At 44.9% G+C, this 17032-nt stretch carries 19 protein-coding genes and 1 pseudogene; 10 read left to right on the top strand and 10 right to left on the bottom strand.

What is annotated here, in order from left to right; all coding sequences use genetic code 11:
• Positions 1–5: 5 nt before the first annotated feature.
• From K0A89_02450 to K0A89_02440, 3 genes are all read right to left on the bottom strand, one after another.
• Entirely contained in the window at positions 6–719 is a 714-nt protein-coding gene (locus tag K0A89_02450; GenBank protein ID MBW6517348.1) for a hypothetical protein, read from the bottom strand.
• Positions 716–1657, bottom strand: a complete 942-nt coding sequence (locus K0A89_02445; GenBank protein ID MBW6517347.1) for a 2-hydroxyacyl-CoA dehydratase family protein — start codon at positions 1655–1657, stop codon at positions 716–718. Before K0A89_02445 ends, K0A89_02450 begins: the two co-directional genes overlap by 4 nt.
• 64 nt (positions 1658–1721) lie before the next feature.
• The gene (locus K0A89_02440; GenBank protein MBW6517346.1) at positions 1722–2591 is read right to left on the bottom strand and encodes a hypothetical protein; all 870 of its coding nucleotides are present in this window, start codon (positions 2589–2591) and stop codon (positions 1722–1724) included.
• Between the two features lie 210 nt (positions 2592–2801).
• Between K0A89_02440 and K0A89_02435 the strand changes: the two genes are divergently transcribed.
• The 3 genes from K0A89_02435 (at position 2802) to tgt (ending at position 5751) form a co-directional block, all read left to right on the top strand.
• A complete protein-coding gene (locus tag K0A89_02435; GenBank protein MBW6517345.1) occupies positions 2802–3380 on the top strand; it encodes a hypothetical protein in 579 nt (192 codons plus the stop codon).
• Positions 3381–3520: 140 nt separating this feature from the next.
• A complete protein-coding gene (gene queA, locus K0A89_02430; GenBank protein MBW6517344.1) occupies positions 3521–4633 on the top strand; it encodes a tRNA preQ1(34) S-adenosylmethionine ribosyltransferase-isomerase QueA in 1113 nt (370 codons plus the stop codon).
• 2 nt (positions 4634–4635) lie between these two features.
• The gene (tgt, locus tag K0A89_02425; GenBank protein ID MBW6517343.1) at positions 4636–5751 is read left to right on the top strand and encodes a tRNA guanosine(34) transglycosylase Tgt; all 1116 of its coding nucleotides are present in this window, start codon (positions 4636–4638) and stop codon (positions 5749–5751) included.
• Here the strand turns inward: tgt and K0A89_02420 are convergent.
• The 3 genes from K0A89_02420 to K0A89_02410 all read right to left on the bottom strand — a co-directional run bounded on the left by K0A89_02420 (position 5748) and on the right by K0A89_02410 (position 7773).
• On the bottom strand, positions 5748–5969 hold the full coding sequence (locus K0A89_02420; protein MBW6517342.1) for a sulfurtransferase TusA family protein: 222 nt from the start codon (positions 5967–5969) through the stop codon (positions 5748–5750). The two genes, tgt and K0A89_02420, sit on opposite strands and share 4 nt — an antisense overlap.
• 219 nt (positions 5970–6188) lie before the next feature.
• A complete protein-coding gene (locus tag K0A89_02415) occupies positions 6189–6602 on the bottom strand; it encodes an HIT family protein (protein ID MBW6517341.1) in 414 nt (137 codons plus the stop codon).
• A gap of 19 nt (positions 6603–6621) precedes the next feature.
• Positions 6622–7773, bottom strand: a complete 1152-nt coding sequence (locus tag K0A89_02410) for a site-2 protease family protein (protein ID MBW6517340.1) — start codon at positions 7771–7773, stop codon at positions 6622–6624.
• A 93-nt stretch (positions 7774–7866) separates the two neighbouring features.
• On the opposite strand from K0A89_02410, the gene K0A89_02405 reads away from it, so the two are divergent.
• Positions 7867–8178, top strand: coding sequence for a hypothetical protein (locus K0A89_02405; GenBank protein ID MBW6517339.1), 312 nt, complete (start codon positions 7867–7869; stop codon positions 8176–8178).
• 11 nt (positions 8179–8189) lie between these two features.
• On the opposite strand, the gene K0A89_02400 is transcribed toward K0A89_02405, so the two are convergent.
• A complete protein-coding gene (locus K0A89_02400; GenBank protein ID MBW6517338.1) occupies positions 8190–8639 on the bottom strand; it encodes an HNH endonuclease in 450 nt (149 codons plus the stop codon).
• A gap of 228 nt (positions 8640–8867) precedes the next feature.
• Here K0A89_02400 and K0A89_02395 point away from each other — a divergent pair, with 228 nt between their 5' ends.
• A complete protein-coding gene (locus K0A89_02395) occupies positions 8868–9482 on the top strand; it encodes a phosphoribosyltransferase (protein MBW6517337.1) in 615 nt (204 codons plus the stop codon).
• A 12-nt stretch (positions 9483–9494) separates the two neighbouring features.
• On the opposite strand, the gene K0A89_02390 is transcribed toward K0A89_02395, so the two are convergent.
• Positions 9495–10562: a branched-chain amino acid aminotransferase gene (locus K0A89_02390; protein ID MBW6517336.1), complete on the bottom strand. Its 1068-nt coding sequence runs from the start codon at positions 10560–10562 to the stop codon at positions 9495–9497.
• Positions 10563–10788: 226 nt separating this feature from the next.
• On the opposite strand from K0A89_02390, the gene lysA reads away from it, so the two are divergent.
• The 4 genes from lysA (at position 10789) to K0A89_02370 (ending at position 14739) form a co-directional block, all read left to right on the top strand.
• The gene (gene lysA, locus K0A89_02385; protein MBW6517335.1) at positions 10789–12069 is read left to right on the top strand and encodes a diaminopimelate decarboxylase; all 1281 of its coding nucleotides are present in this window, start codon (positions 10789–10791) and stop codon (positions 12067–12069) included.
• A gap of 137 nt (positions 12070–12206) precedes the next feature.
• Positions 12207–12380, top strand: a complete 174-nt coding sequence (locus tag K0A89_02380; protein MBW6517334.1) for a 4Fe-4S binding protein — start codon at positions 12207–12209, stop codon at positions 12378–12380.
• Positions 12377–13603: an NAD(P)/FAD-dependent oxidoreductase gene (locus K0A89_02375; protein ID MBW6517333.1), complete on the top strand. Its 1227-nt coding sequence runs from the start codon at positions 12377–12379 to the stop codon at positions 13601–13603. The genes K0A89_02380 and K0A89_02375 overlap by 4 nt, the downstream gene beginning before the upstream one ends.
• Positions 13600–14739: a class II fructose-bisphosphate aldolase gene (locus K0A89_02370; protein MBW6517332.1), complete on the top strand. Its 1140-nt coding sequence runs from the start codon at positions 13600–13602 to the stop codon at positions 14737–14739. The genes K0A89_02375 and K0A89_02370 overlap by 4 nt, the downstream gene beginning before the upstream one ends.
• 153 nt (positions 14740–14892) lie before the next feature.
• On the opposite strand, the pseudogene K0A89_02365 reads toward K0A89_02370, so the two are convergent.
• Positions 14893–16416, bottom strand: a pseudogene (locus K0A89_02365) (IS66 family transposase).
• Positions 16406–16570 carry a DUF2080 family transposase-associated protein gene (locus K0A89_02360; protein MBW6517331.1) on the bottom strand — a complete coding sequence of 55 codons (165 nt, stop codon included), beginning with the start codon at positions 16568–16570 and terminating at the stop codon, positions 16406–16408. The pseudogene K0A89_02365 and the gene K0A89_02360 overlap by 11 nt, the downstream one beginning before the upstream one ends.
• 165 nt (positions 16571–16735) lie before the next feature.
• Between K0A89_02360 and K0A89_02355 the strand changes: the two genes are divergently transcribed.
• Positions 16736–17032 (top strand): ISNCY family transposase (locus K0A89_02355; protein MBW6517330.1); only part of this gene is annotated, 297 nt, incomplete at its 3' end.

The raw sequence follows: 17032 nt of genomic DNA, 5'->3' as shown, positions 1-17032 counted from the left end.
TGAACTTACCTGACATCATCTAATCTTTCCCTGTAAAGGGCCGCACCCAGGGCATTGACCAGCTGAGGTGCGCCCGGTACTGTTATTTTTGAATCCAGCACATTGGTTATTGCATCAACAATACCGGAATTTTGCACCGTACCACCGATAAGCATCACGGTATCAGCAGGTGGCACTAACTGTGCGATGCGAAGTGCAAAAGCCTGGTGCAATCCGTATATCACTTCTTCCATGCTATATCCTCCAACCAGCTGGGATATCATCTCAGATATGGCGAACACACCACAGGTGTTGTTTATCATTGCTCCTTTTGTTACCCTGCTATGCAGTTCACCCAGGGATCCTACAGGAATGTCAAAATAGTGTGCTGCCAGCTCTAAAAATGCTCCTGTCCCTGCACTGCACTTATCATTTATCAAAAAGGTATTATTGCGCAGGTCAATGACTTTGGTATCCTGGCCACCTATGTCAATAATGACCTGGATCTTGGGGTCGTAGTACCTGGCACCCAGTGATGCTGTTGTAATCTCGGTTATTGCAGCGCAATGGGGCACTTTTTTCCTGAAATAGCCGGTAGATACGATGTTCCGCTCATCCTGTCCCTCATCAATTAATTCCATCCATCTCTGGCTCGGCACTACCTGAGAAAAAATAACTTCTCCATTCTCCATATGCACAACCTTGGCCGTGGTACTGCCCACATCAAGCCCGATATTCACGTTATCACCTCCAGCATCTCAGCAAAAGCTTCCAGCCTGAGCTTGAGCTGTTCCGGGGACATGCGTGGCAGGTCACCCTGCACGGTGAGAATTGGATAGTCGAGATGCTCCCTGAATATCTCATCTTCGAGGGTATGGTGGCAGGCAAACTGGGTATAGTGTATTACGCCATCCACGTGGCGGCGGCGCAGTTCTTCCTGTATGAGCCTTACTCTGTCCTTAAGGGGGCCTGCAAAAGAATAATTCCTGTAACTGCTGGCAAGGGAATCAAGGTCATAGCCGCCCAGGCGCAGGAACTCGAAAGGAAGTTCATCGTACACCACATGGAGCCCGAAACCCTCAGCAACCATATGGAAATCAGGATATATTGGAGGCACGCCAATGAGTGCAACCCGGCTGGAATAGTGCACATCTGTTTCGGGTACACTGTCCAGCGTTTTTTCAAATGCCTTCGGGTCTCCTGCCAGGTCACTGAACGATATCAGGACAGAGAACACATCACTTGCCAGTGCATGGTTGTTCACTCTCAGTTCGTCCAGTTCCCTGCCTTTTGACTTCAGGTTGCTGATAAGGGAAAACATCTTCTCGTCCTGTATACCGCCAAGGAACCGGACCAGTTTCTCAAGCTGTGACCTCAGGTAATCTGCATCCCTGTCAAAGGGATAAAAAAAATAATGTGTGGGCATGCCGCTTAATTCTGCTTTTTGCCCGTCCACCAGCGCGTTATGGCAGTCACCTCCGGCAACCACGACCAAAGAATCGATATCCAGTTTGCCGTTCAGTATCATATCTCTCCAGATAGCGGTCCAGGCGCACAGTTTATTGCGAGGGCTCGATGTTGTTCCTGGCACTATGTTGTTCACATCAAGTGGCCTCTTACCGCACGCATACATGAGTTCAGGGGGTATCAGGGCTGTTATTCCGACGGTATCGTTCATTGGCTGAGAATAGGTTTGTTCTATATTATCTCTTACCCCCAACAGGTACGATACCATTTTCAAGTTATTTTGTTTTCCTGCTTAACATGGTAACCTTTCCACTTTTTTTGATCATGAAGTGGTTGCCCGAGATTTCCAGGGTCCTGATTATCGTGTCATTGACCAGATTGATAATGTTCATTTCATTGAATCGGTGATATATTTTAATTTCATTATCAATATTTTCAATCCTCATGATCAGCCCGTTCGTCTCACATATCTCTGAGATGTATTTTGCGACATTAATGCAATCTTCATCTTCAATCGATACGCCATATATCATAGTTATGAGGCTGCAAAGGTCATCAGAAAAATCATTTGATTTAATGAGTTGAAGGAAGATATCCCTGCTGATAATAATATCCTGATAATTGTCAGCTTTCAGGATATTTACGATTATCCTCCAGAATTCGATATTATTTAATAGCTCATCCATCAATAACTGGTAATATCCAAAGTGTTCCATGACCGAACTGTATGCTTCTTCTTCGCTGTTGCATTGTTCATAGTCTATTATGATAAGACCAGGGGATTCCATAACCTTTTTTGTCTTCAAATTAAGGGGATGATGGGCCAGCAGGCATGAATAACTGACAACAATTCCTTTTAAGTGTTCAGGGTCTTCTGTCTCGAACGAGATGCGGATATTTTTATTGTCCTGACTTATTTCAGTTTGCTGTGTGATCTGGTATCCAAATATATCTTTATGGGTATTGATAGCTTTGACATATTCTTCAAGAGTTAACCCGCTTATTCCCAGTATTCTTGGATATTTTTCCAATATACCCCTGAAAGTACCCAGAGGAGGTACCCCCAGGCTTCTTCTAACCAGCCATTTGACCAGTGGTATCGGGATAAGACTGGCAACCTTGTTCTCTATAATTTGATTTCTCATAGTGATATTTCATATACCCGGTGTGTGTGACGGAGAGGGGAGGGTTAGAAATGAAAAACATTGATAATCCTTTCAGTCGGCATAGTTATTATTTGACTATCTTTATTCTCCTCAGTGATGAGGATAAAGGAATTCGAACAATAAACAGAATGCTTAGAAATTATGTATCACACTTTCGATGAGGGGTATAGTAGACAAGGAGGATAAAATATGAAGAAAGTGTTTGCAGGTGTGTTGGTGTTTATGGTTTTGCTTTCGCTGACCATAAGTGCTGAGGCATTCGAATCTAAAGTAATCTATCGAGACGATGGGATGGCTGCTTATGCAAGTTGGTCTGAATATGCCAATGGCGTATATACGGATAAATTCATTCAGGTACTAGAGACTGATGATGGAACCGATATCTCTGTTTATATCTGGACATATGACGAAAAGACCGGTGAATGGTCTGGCAGGTCAGGTTATATGTTCACCCGGGATGATGTTTTTACTATGGATAAAAAACTGGGGTCAGCTATTCTTTCTCCTGTTAACATCGAGCTCTATGATTGGAATACGGATACTGTGGAAACCATAACCCTCGCTGCCCAATGGACAGGTGAAGGTGATGTCATGAAGAGCAGCTCAAAGTCTATTTCCAAGTACGATGACTTCATGTCGAAGTACAGCGATAATTCAATGTACAGAGAAGCTACAGTCACCGCATCCATAAATGACGAGGATCTTGGGACCAGTGATTTTAGCGAACTGATTAAATTCAAATCAGTATCTATGTATATGGAGAAGTAGGCATAATGCCTGCTTTTCTTTTCTTTTTTTAAAAAATCTGATTTAATTTTGCATGAGCATCTTATGAAGGGTAACCGGTTTTAAGGGTAGTACACACCGAACATAAAGATTTAATCATATAAGTCTTAAGGGGAACCGATATGAGACTATCGGATTTTGATTACCACCTGCCCCAGGACATGATCGCCCAGAAACCCGCCGACCCCAGGGATTCTTCAAAGTTGATGGTGCTGGATAGAAACGAATGGCATCACCACGCTTTTCTTGACCTGCCCCGGTTCCTTCGCCCCGGTGACCTGCTGGTATTGAACAACAGCAGGGTGATACCTGCCAGGCTGTTCGGCATAAAAGAGACCGGAGGCAGGCTCGAAGTGCTGCTTGTTAAGCGGTTGGACGATAAGTATTATGAATGCCTGGTCAGGGGTAAGGTCAACGTGGGTGCTAAAATCAATTTCACGAACATATCAGGAACATTGGAGGGCCGTGTGGACTCCCCTACAGGATACCGATACCATATCAGGTTTCAATGCGAGGGGGACTTTATGACCTGCTTGCTCGAAGTGGGGGTCATGCCAGTGCCGCCATACATTAAAGAAGAACTGGAAGACGGGGAGCGATACCAGACCATATATTCCAGGTGCGAAGGCTCCATTGCAGCGCCAACTGCCGGACTGCATTTTACACCGCAATTGATTGATACGATTGAACGGATGGGCGTAAAACTGGCATTTGTGACACTCCATGTAGGGGTGGGCACGTTCATGCCAGTCCGTGCCGAAGATGTTGAAGAGCATACTATGGAGAGTGAATACTTTATCATTGACGAGGATACGACACGTGCAATTAATGATACAATTGAAATTGACGGCAGAATAATCGTGGTTGGCACGACTACGGTCAGGGCGCTGGAAAGTGCACAATGGCTGGATGGCAGGATAGTACCGTCACGGGGCTGGAGCGAGATATTCATTCACCCGCCATACCAGTTCAGGACACCTATGAGCGGGATTATCACCAATTTCCATCTTCCCAAATCCACACTGTTAATGCTTATCAGTGCTTATGCCGGGAAGGACGCGGTGCTGGCAGCATATAAAGTGGCCATAGATAATGGATACAGGTTCTACAGTTTTGGAGATGCAATGTTCATACTGGACAATAAGAAATCAGGGGATAAAGGGTTGATAGATGATACCGTGAGAAACATGAGGGCAGACAATACAAAAATGGCAGGGGACAACAGGGGGGGCTGAGCATGTTTGAAATAGTCCATCAGGAACATTCATCTCATGCCAGGGTAGGAAAACTGATCACGCATCACCAGGTCGTGGATACACCTGCATTTATGCCAGTGGCGACCAAGGCTACGGTCAAATCGCTTACATCCCAGGAAATACGGGAAATGGGAACCCAGGCCATCATCAGTAATGCTTTCCACCTGTACCTGAGCCCGGGCCATGATTTGATACATGAGGCAGGGGGGCTGCATACGTTCATGGATTGGGATGGAGCTATTTTCACGGACAGTGGCGGATTCCAGATATTGCGCAAGGAGTTCAGGTTCAAACTGAACAACCAGGGTATCAGTTACTTCAATTCCAGGGATGGTAAGCGGTATATGTACACGCCTGAAATGTGTATGGAGATACAGGGTGCACTGGGTTCTGACGTGGCAATGGTACTGGATGACTGCCCGCCCTGGGGCAGTACCCGTGACGAGGTAAGGGAATCGGTATGCCGGACATTGAACTGGGGGCAGCGCAGTCTTGAGGCGCGTTGTAATGACAACCAGCTGGTCTTTGCTATTTTGCAGGGAGGGACATACCCTGAGATGCGGGAAACCTGCGCCCGAAAACTGGTCGAAATGGGTTTTGACGGTTATGGTATCGGGGGTTTGAGCATCGGTGAGCCCAAAGAGGTTATGCATGAGATTATCAGGTTGAACCTGACCCAGATACCACCTGATAAGCCCAGATACCTTATGGGTGTGGGATCGCCAGTTGAACTGCTGGAATCGATATCACTGGGGGTCGATATCTTTGACAGCGCATTCCCCACCCGCAATGCAAGGCACCAGACTGTAATGACCAGGTACGGTCAGATGGACGTGCGCCGTTCATCCCATGCAAGGGACTTCAGGCCTATTGATGAAGATTGTAAGTGCCACACCTGTCAACACTTTTCCAGGGCATACCTGTACCACCTTTTCAAGGAATCGGAACTCCTGGCCCTGCGCCTGGCATCCATACACAATGTCCACTTCCTGCAAGAGTTGATGGGAGAGGCACGGAATTCCATCTTAGAGGATAGGTTCCATGAGTTCAGGGAACAGTTCAAGCGCGAATATTCAGGTCAGGCCAATAGAACCTAGGTCTTCTGGAGAGTTATCCTGAAAATAGTGTTCTCATTTGCCCAGTTCAATACCCTGCATCGTTTATGGAATATGGACATAAGGTCAGGCAGCAGGGAAGCACAATCCGAAACCACTTCCAGTCTTTCACCGCGAGACATCTGCTGTAACTTTGAATTTGTCAGGAATAGCGGGATAGGGCAGGTTTTTCCCATAGTATCGAGGAACTGGATATTCATTGTCATATCACTTTTCTTTCAATAATTATTCGTTGCCAAATTGGTGAATAATAATTACAATTATTTGGAATGAAAAACGCATATTTAATTGTTTCCGTATATGCACAAATAGTGGCCCAATTGTCTGAATTTACCATTACAATTATACAAATAGGCAATTATACATCTAAAACTAAAAAAAAAGGACATTCAGAATAGAGCACGTTTTTGATACAGGTTTTAATGTATGTTCTCAGCCACTTGTACAGCAAGTTCCTTAAACTCTTGTGGATGAAGTGTTGACCCCTCGAATGTGTATTCGACACCATCCCCGATATTTCGTGGTACAACGTGGCAATGGAAGTGATGTATGACCTGCCCTGCCACTTCACCGTGATTGACCACCAGGTTGAATCCGTCAGGATCGATCGCCGCCTGTAAACCACTGACCACTTTGCGAACAGTTCTGAACACTGACGCTATATCCTTATCCTCCATGTCCGTTATGTTATCAGCATGTTTTTTTGGGATTACCAGTGTGTGCCCTCGGGTATTCGGGTTAATATCCAGAAATGCCAGAGTATCGTTGTCCTGGTAAACAGTAACGCTCGGGATATCACCTTTGACTATTTTGCAAAATATACAGTCTTCCATCCTGCATCACCACATTTGTTCACTCAGGGGAAGGATACATGTGCTTGAACTGCATGTTTCTCATTATATCTTTCATTGTTATGATACCATTAAGCCTGCCATCCTTGATGACAAGAAGCCTGCCAATATTATGTTTTGCTATGGTCTGAAGTGCCTGGTATGCTTCAGTTTCAGGGGTCACTGAAATGATATTCCCAGTCATGATATCCTTTACCTGAACAGTATCATGTTGCTGTTTGGGAACTTTTTGCACATCTTCAAATGTCACAATTCCCAGGGGTGGTCTGTCCAGCCCATCCTGCACCGGGTATCCCATGTGTTTGAACCTGAACATAGCTTCGACAAGCTGGGATATGGTCCAGCCAGGGGGGACAAATATCAGATCCTGGACCGGGGTCATGACATCTTTTACTTTTATACCTTCAAGACTGATGGCAAAGAATGTTTCTCTTTCTTCCCCCTGTGCTCCATAGAACACAAATACCGCTATCAATATGAGCATTATGTTAACTGTGAGAAGACCGAATATTCCCATCAAAAGCGCAAAGGTTTTGCCTATTGAGACCGCCATTCGGGTAGCATCCATGTACGGAAGCCACATTGCCAGAAATGCCCTGAGCACACGGCCGCCGTCCATAGGAAAAGCGGGCAAGAGGTTGAATATACCAAGGACCAGATTATACACCGAGATGATCCCTGCAGTTATCAGCACTGCGTTTTTGGCGGTCATGCCAATTCCATCAACTTCAACGGGGCCGAAATATACATACAATGCATAGGTCATCAAGCCTATGGCCAGGCTCAGGGCAGGGCCTGCTGCAGCCATTTTCAATTCAAGTTTTGGGTTACGGGGTATCTCTTCCATCTGGGCCACACCCCCGAACACAAAGAGAGTTATACTCTGGATGTTCAGGCCACTTCTTTTGGCAACGAATGAATGGCTCAATTCATGCAACAGGATAGTGGAGAAGAACAGGATAGAGGCAATAGTACTGAAAATCAGTTTTTCCATCAATGATATGTTCATGCCGTTGAATCCCAGTACCAATGTGCCTATCTGGAAATCAATTATAGCAAAATAATAGATGAATAATATAAGTATAAAAAGAAAGGTTACATGCAGCCGTATCGGAATCCCGATAACTTTTCCAATCTGTAAAGACCATTTCATAATTGCACCCGGTTATTGTAAGACAATAATCTTACTTAAACTATATATAATAATTTATGATTCGCATCCATGATCAACTGTTATGATCATTTAGTGACCAAAGAGTTTTCAGGGGACACCAGGCAGGTTGAGTATACCGGCTTTACTGGGGACACCAGGTATGTTGAGTATACCGGCTTTACTGGGGACACCAGGTATGTTGAGTATACCGGCTTTACTGGGGACACCAGGTATGTTGAGTATGCAGGCTTTACTGGTGACACCAGGTATGTTGAGTATGCAGGCTTTACTGGGGACACCAGGTATGTTGAGTATGCAGGCTTTACTGGGGACACCAGGTATGTTGAGCATGCAGGTTTTATTGGGGACACCAAGTATATTGAGTATGCAGAGTCTGAAAAATGATAACATTAATATCAATTTCTATCTGAACCAGACCTTACTCCATGCACTTTGTCGTGACATTTCATACACAATGAAGTAAGATTTACAGCTTGGTTCCTGCCTCCCTTTGACCTCGATGTTTTATGGTGCACTTCATCAGAAGGGCGTCCGCACATGGTACAGACAAATCCATCCCGTGTCATGGTCCTCTGCCTTTGCACGTGCGGCAGCGGGCCAGTGGGTGCTCCACCATCAAAGGGCCAGCGCTCGAGCACATCAATCCATTTATCCAGAGCTTTCTCCTCTCCGCGGTCAGTGATACCCCAGTACTGGCATTGGTCAATGAACCCCAGCAGTTCCTGATACCCCTGGTAACGGGTGGCAAGTTCTGCTTTCTTGCTCAGGAACAACTTCGTGAGATGTTGTATCCTCGAGTGGTATTTCATATTTTTTTTCAGGTCGATATCTTTTATTCGAGACATAACAGGTTGAGCTAACGAGAATATCCTCGCTAGGTTCGGTTTAACCCGATGACATAATGTCATACTATAAGTAGTAACATAAAAATGTTTTCCTCAATTATGCCAATTTAGGAAAGGTTAATTAAATACTATCAATATTTCTTCATTATGGGGAACTCTACAGGGTTAGATTATACAAAAAAAAACCAATTCCGCTGCCATTTGATATCCTGGGGTGAGGTGGAACGGATGTCTCGTGACCTCGCGCGCATGGTACATATTTCCAAATTTAAACCAGAGATTATTGTAGCCATCGGCAGAGGAGGATATGTACCTGCGCGGGTGGTATGTGATTACCTGTTATTCCGCGATCTGACCTCGATAAAGATGGAGCACTGGGGCGTAGCAGCTACCATTGATGACATGGCCCATATACGGTTCGGACTTTCCACTGACATATCCAATATGCGGGTACTGCTGGTGGACGATGTCACCGATACTGGTGATACGCTGCTGGAAGCACTTCATTACATCATGGACTGCCAGCCGTCTGAAGTTCGGACGGCCGTACTGCAGCACAAGACCTGCTCATCCTATGTGCCTGACTACTATGCACACAGGATAGTGAAATGGCGCTGGGTCATCTATCCCTGGGCCATGTTCGAAGACCTGTCAGGGTTCATTGGCAGGATAACAGGTGAAGAATGGAAGACACCACAGGAGATACAACAACGCCTGTTCCATGATTTCAAGCTTTCAATAGGGCTCGGCAAACTGGGACGTATCTTCGTAGATATGGAAATGCATGGAATGATCGAGAGTACGAACAGGAAAGGAAGAATAGTCTACAGGAAGGCAGATTAATACTGCCCTCTCTTAAGGAATTTTATATATCCAGCCATTGTTGTCAGGTAACTCCCCGTACTGGATACGCGTAATCTCATCGAACAACCGGTTTGCAATAGGACCTATCTTACCATCATTGATATTGATAGTGATGTCCTTATACTGTATTTCCCCCACAGGGGATATGACAGCTGCCGTACCAGTACCGAATACCTCCCGGAGATGACCCTGTTTTGAAGCTTCTATGACCTCGTCTATCGAGATGCGCTTTTCCTGTACGGTCATGCCCCACGATTTCGTTAGCCTAAGTGCAGTGTCCCTGGTAATACCGGGCAGGATAGACCCTTCCAGGGGCGGAGTAATCACCACATCATCTATTACAAAGAAGATGTTCATAGTGCCCACTTCATCAATGTACCTGTGATGCTCACCATCCAGCCACAGCACCTGGGTAAATCCCTTTTCCTGGGCTATCTTTGCAGGAAGCAGACTGGCTGCATAGTTGCCAGAAGTTTTTGCCTCACCTACACCACCCTTTACCGCCCTGACATATTCATCGGGAACCAGCAGACTGACTGGATTGAAACCTTCCTTGTAGTATGCACCAACCGGAGAGAGGATTATCATGAAGCGGTAGGTACTGGATGGATGGACACCGAGGAAACATTCAGTGCCAAAGACAAAAGGTCGGATATACAGGGAGTATCCTTTTGAGGTGGGTATCCAGTCCCTGTCCAGTTTAATCAGTTCGGTCATGGCCTCCATGAACATATCCACATCAATCTCAGGGATGCACATCCTCACGTTCGAACGGTTCATACGTTCCAGGTTTTTCTCAGGGCGGAATATGTTGATGCTACCGTCTTTGGCATGGAAAGCCTTGAGGCCTTCAAATACCGCCTGGGCATAGTGCAGGGTGCACATAGCAGGTTCGAATTCTATCTTACCATACGGTTCTATTCTGGGATTTACCCATTTACCATTCTCGTAATCCATACTGAACATATGGTCTGTAAAAACATCACCAAAGCCAAGCGTATCAAAGTTAACTTCAGATATATGGCTGTTTTTGGTCCTTGTGATCTTGATGTCTGACATGATTTCAGCCCCTAATAATGTTGAAAGTTACCGATACCCTATTACCGATTACCAGTAATAAAGATAATGGATGGGATTGTGTGGCAAAACGAGGAGTGCCAGTTTGGCAAATAAGGTGCAATTGCCAATTGAACTGACATGAGAATCATATTAGCAGAAAAGCCTTTTATTATATTATATCAATAGAGCCGACAAGTAAAATGTGCACGATTATTGAGGGAATTACATGTTTACCATAAAGAACCATCTGGAAAAGCGTGACGGTCACCTTACCATAGGAGGGGTTGACACTGTGGACCTTGTTGAAGAGTACGGCACGCCGTTGTATGTGACAAACGAACAGCGTGTCAGAGACAACTTCCGAAGGTACCGTAAGGCATTTCCTGGTGCAGACATGTACTATGCCGCCAAAGCCAATGGAAACTTCACTATCATGCGCATCCTGGCACAGGAAGGTGCTGGAGCCGACGTGTTTGGTGATGGCGAGCTTTACATGGCACTCCTTGCAGGTATCCCGAGGGAGAAGATACTCTTCAATGGTAACTCAAAGACTGACAGGGAACTGGAAATGGCTGTGAAGACCGGGGTCAGGGTCTCAGTGGATTCCCTCGACGAACTGAATACCTTAAGCCGGATAGCAAAATCGCAGAAAAGGATTATGAATATTGCCTTCAGGGTCAATCCGGATGTATCTCCTGACACCCATCCTAAGATAAGTACTGGACTTAAAACGTCCAAGTTCGGGATACCACATCAGGAAGTTGTGGCTGCATACAAGGAAGCAATTGAACTGGAAGGTGTGAATCCCACAGGCATGCACTGCCATATAGGCAGCCAGATACTGGATACGTCACCTTTTGGCGAGGCAATAAACCGTATGATGGACCTGGTCGAACAGGTGAAAAGGCTTGGCGTGGAGCTGGAGTTCCTGGATATTGGTTCGGGGCTGGGAATACCCTACAAGAAGGGCGAACCAGCACCCACACCACAGGACCTGGCAGATGTTGTGCTCCCCATCTTTGAGAAGCGTTCAAAGGCTATTGGTGTTAACCTGAAACTAATAATCGAACCAGGAAGGTATATTGTGGGGGATACGACGATATTATTGACCTCTGTCAATACCATGAAGCATGCCGCGAAGAAGTTCGTGGGTGTAGACGCCGGATTCAACCTGCTGATAAGACCTGCTATGTACGATAGTTATCATCATGTAGTGGTCGCAAATAAGGTGGATGTCCCGGTTTCAAGTCTTTACACTGTTGTTGGCCCCATATGCGAGACAGGAGATATTCTTGCCCATAACAGGGAATTGCCTCAGGTTGAGAAGAATGATATCATAGCTCTTCTTGATGCAGGTGCCTACGGGTTCAGCATGAGCAGTCAATATAATGGACGACCCAGATGTGCCGAGGTGCTGGTCAATGATGGTCAGGTGGATGTAATAAGGAAGGCTGAGACCTATGACGACCTGTTGGTTAACCAGCTTGTTCCTGCTCGATTCCTTTAAGAGTAGGGCAGGTGGTTTGTTTTGTGGTCTTTTTCCTGAAGGGGTAAGATTACGACAAATTTAAATGTGTAAAAAGCAATAGTGGTTCGCACATTTCAGGGTTTATAATAAATTCACATGTATTGGAGAGAAAATATTTGGCAGTAATAGTAGATAGATTTAAATGCGGATATTGTGGTGCATGTGTCAGTGTATGCCCTACTGGTGCCCTTGAATTGATGGAAACCTGGATAGAAGTCGATAATTCCTGCAATAATTGCAGGATATGTGTTAAAATATGTCCAGTGGGCGCACTGGAGGTATCCAAATGAAGGACCGATATGATGTTATTGTGGTGGGAGCAGGTCCTGGTGGTTCACAAACTGCAAGGACTGCAGCCCTTAAAGGACTTGATGTACTGCTTATCGAAAAGCGACAGCAGATAGGGGACCCTGTGCGGTGCGCTGAGGGTGTGAATAAGGAATACCTCAAGGAATATATCGAACCTGACCCTGCCTGGATATCTGCTGAGGTCAAGGGTTCAAAGATATACTCACCAGATGGCACTCTTGTCGAGATGAGTGAGGAACTATCCGGTGCTGAAGTAGGATATGTGCTGGAACGTAAAGTGTTCGACCGGGCACTGGCAAGGGAGGCTGCACTGGCAGGGGCCGAAGTGATGGTCAAGACCAGAGCCACTGGATTATTGATGGAAGGTGGTTTTGTTAAAGGCATAAAAGCTGAACATATGGGTAAGAAGTATACGATAAAAGCAGATATCGTGATAGGGGCAGATGGTGTTGAGTCCAGAGTGGGACGCTGGGCCGGAATTGATACTACGTTAAAGCCAAAGGATATGTGTACCTGTGCCCAGTATCTTATTACAGACTTTACTATTGACCCGGATTTTTGCGAGTTCTTCCTGGGGAATAAAATTGCTCCCGTGGGTTATATCTGGGTATTCCCGAAAGGGAACAATATGGCTAATGTTGGAATTGGCATAACCGGTCATATGTCAGGTAAAGGAAAGGCATTGGAACTGCTTGATGAGTTCATTGTTAAACGTTTTCCTGATTGCAGGAAGATTGAGCTGGTAGTAGGAGGCGTACCCGTAAGCGGTACAATTGATAGGACAGTTGCCAACGGCCTTATGCTCGTTGGAGATGCTGCCCGCCAATCAGACCCGGTGACAGGTGGCGGGATATTTAATGCTATGTGGGCCGGGGATATAGCTGGGAAAGTGGCGGCTAATGCTATCAGGCGCTCAGATGTGTCTGCTGAATCTTTGCAGGAGTATGAGAAGGCATGGCGAGCTGAACTGGGGCGTGACCTGGATATGAGCCTGGTGGTCAAGGAACGGTTCACCAGAATGACAGACTATGAACTGAACACGTTGGCACATTCCCTTGAAGGAGTTGACCTGGGTAGTACTACTCTTATCGGACTGGTGTGGGCTTTGTTCAAGGCCAATAAGAAACTATTATGGGATTTGAGGAGTATATTCATAGGTATCAAGGATATTGAGAATGAGGTCAAAAGGGAGGTATATTCATGAGCAAGGTTGATTTTGGGCCAAAAGCGGGTTCACTTTTATTTGGCTGCCTGAAAGATAAGGATACGATTATCCTGGCAGCCAATCTCAGGATCGCACTGGTGAACAGGGGGATCTTCCAGGCAGCTAAGGATATGGATGCAGCGCTTATTGTTGAGCTTGCCAGGTCTGAAAGTGACCTGGACGGCGGGTATTCAGGTCAGAAACCTTCCGATTTTGCACGAATGGCCAAAGAAGCTGCACAAGATGTGGGATTTGACATTTGGGCGTTACATGCAGACCATATTGGGATAAAGAAAGGAACACCTGAGGACATTGAGGGCACCAAGGAACTGGTGAGTGCACAGATAGATGCGGGTTTTACTTCATTTGCTATTGATGCATCCCACCTGTTCAATTTCCATGGTGGAGACCTGCGAGAGGAACTGGCAGGTAATATCAATGCCACAACTGAAGTGGCAAAGCACATCGAAGAAAGGATGGCAGGCAGGGAGTACGGCCTTGAAGTAGAGGTTGGAGAGATAGGACGGGAGGACGAATCGGGCAGGGTGCTTACCAGACCTGAGGAAGCAGTTACATTCATCAGGGCATTGAACGAGAACGGTATAAGGCCACATGTTCTTGCTATTGCCAACGGCAGCGCACACGGAAATACCTATGATGCCCTGGGCAATATTATTGAGCAGGTATCCATCGACATTCCCCAGACCGTGTCTGTTGCAAGAGCATTGAGGGACAATAACCTGGATGTGAGGATTGCCCAGCACGGTATTACGGGTACACCCAGGGACCTGATACACAATCATTTCCCGCGTGGGGATATTATCAAGGGCAATGTGGCAACGTTCTACCAGGATATGGTGTGGGATTTGTTCAAGGTGTACGAACCTGAACTGTATAACGATATCTGGAACTGGACAATTGATACCTACAGGGAGAAGGCAAAAGGGAAGGCTGACAATGAAGTGTTTGGCAAGTTCAGCAAGTTTGCCATCAAACAGTTCTATGACAGGATCTATTCTGTTGGCAAAGAGACGAAAATGGCTATTGATGCCATGGCTTATGCTGAAACGCTGGTGTTCTTAAAAGCATTCAATGCCGGTGGCTCGGCTCAGATCGTCAGGAATGCGATGAAATAGAGGTTTGTTGTGGGATTGATAGAATCCGAAGATTGGACGTACATCAAATAATTAAACTCTGTACTTGCTGTTTCGTTACCAGAAACTGCGATTATTTTAAACCTTAACTCCGCTGAAATAGGGATTAGCTCATTCTAATGTAACTACTCACCTTTAGGAAGCAGTAAGATTTTGAATTTCGCTTTCTAAAGACTGCTCAAACCTTTTCTTGACCAATCCCATAAATCTCTCTCCTCTTTTCTTTGATGTTTCATAAACACTTAAAATCACTTCAAAGACTTCAGCACCTTTCCAAGTTCTCCTACCACCACTAATTTTACGGTGAAGTACACCTTGACGTATTGCACGCTCTGCGTCATTATTGTGCCACGCCACATCCTCGAACTCCATGAACGTAAATAGCATATCATGTCGCTTTCGAAGCTCCTTTGATATTCGTATGGTATCCTTATCAGTCCATTCCCTGTCAAGTAATACCTTCATCTCATTCTGGAATTCTTTGCAAGCATTTTTACGTTCTTCCAAAGATGGAGGTGGATCGTTCTCTGTGTACTCAATTGCTCTTTTCAGAATTGATCGAATTCCGTCAACGAATTCAAGAAACTTTTCAGGAGGTCTTCCCGGTTTCGTTAATTTAGCAGGTTTAGATGTTAAGAGAGTACGGGGTTCTATCCTGTGTTTGATCTCAGCTCTCTCCAACCACCTATTCACGTGAAGAAGGTCAAGCTGATGTCCCGCACATTTTACTACATCATATGGTTTCCATGCATCTCTGCCCAAAACACCATTGAATCCTTCCAGAGTTTCTTCCGGCACAGTATGACCACGAGTTGGAGCAACTTTATAGTAAGAAGCCATCGTAGAGGTAAAAACCCATAACCAACTGTTCTTACCGTCAATTCTGAATCCTGTTTCATCGGCATTTACGGCAGCTGCTTCTACAATTTCCTCATGAAGTTTTTCATAGTCTTCCTTGAGTGTATCTGCCACCCATTTCTCCAGCTTAAGAATAGTGGCTTCACTCATAGTGATTTCATATGTCTCGTACAAACTGGATTGTATATTGCCTATACTCAGTCCTAACATTCGCTGATAAACAATCCAAGAAGCTACGGCAGGCCCGAAGTGTTGATTTGGTGGTAACCATGGCACTTCTCCGCGAACCAATTTATTACAATTGTTGCACCAGTATCTCAGAAAAATAACTTCATAAACAATATGTTCGGGAAGTGGGATATCCGTCACAGTGCGCTTTTGTTCTGCACCCTTAAAGGGTTCGTACAGAGGCATACCGCAATCTGGACATTCGTCCAATGTGACATACACAGGGGGTAAGTTTGGGGTTGGTTTTTTTCATCCATGGCCAGTATGTCCTGGTTGACCACCTGTTGCCTTTTTCATTCCTTCCTGTCGATTTCGTCTGTAAAACGTTTTTGAAGAAGGAACGCCACCAGCTTCAGCGGTTTTGTCTGATGTTGCAAGAGCCGATAAGGATGACAGTAATTGCGTAAGTTGTTTTTTGAGTTCTTTGTTTTCTTTTTCGAGTTTCTTCTTTTCCTGAATGATGATTATCTTCTCATTCTGCTCCTTTTCGAGCTCTTTCTCTAAGTTAGCATTTTTTCTTTCTAAATCACGGATGTATTTATCCAAGTTTTCGGTGTTATTTTCACTCGTCATTGTTCAGGATTACTAGATAAACGGTTTTTCCTAAGTGTTCTTTCGGGCAATCGACTTTTGCGCTTGTTCCAAATGGTTTGACTTTTCTGATGTAGAAACCTTGGATGTTGTTAACTTTTAGTTCTGTTGCAGGTGTTAGAGAAACTTTTTTCATTAGATATCTAATAGATATCTTAAAGTATAAACAAGTATCGGTCAGTATTTTATCTGAATTGACAATAAAGGTAAATTATAAAAGTTAAACCTGTATTTTTGGGATCGTGAAACTCAAAGTGGTTGGGTTCCTTCTAAAACATGAGTTGTTACAGAAAATCTTGAAATGAATAGTCTTGAAAAAGCAGAAGTTAATTTCAATGAGCTGAAGAAGCAGAACAATTCTGTTGATGGTGCAATTCAAAAACGATTGAGAATGATTAACAAGCACTGGATAAATCTTACCGTATTTTATTATCTTGAGGGTGCTCCGGCTACAAATAACGCTATAGAGAATTATTATTCAACGAGCCTTAAAACACATCGGAAAAAACAATTCAGGACCGATGGAGGGATTCTCAACCAAATTAAGCTGGCTTCAATGAATAGAGCAAAGATGTTCGAAGGGCCAAAACAAACAATT

The sequence above is a fragment of the ANME-2 cluster archaeon genome (assembly GCA_019429385.1).
In the GTDB taxonomy this organism is placed as follows: domain Archaea; phylum Halobacteriota; class Methanosarcinia; order Methanosarcinales; family Methanocomedenaceae; genus Methanocomedens_B.
This window is presented reverse-complemented; position numbering and strand designations above follow the sequence as displayed.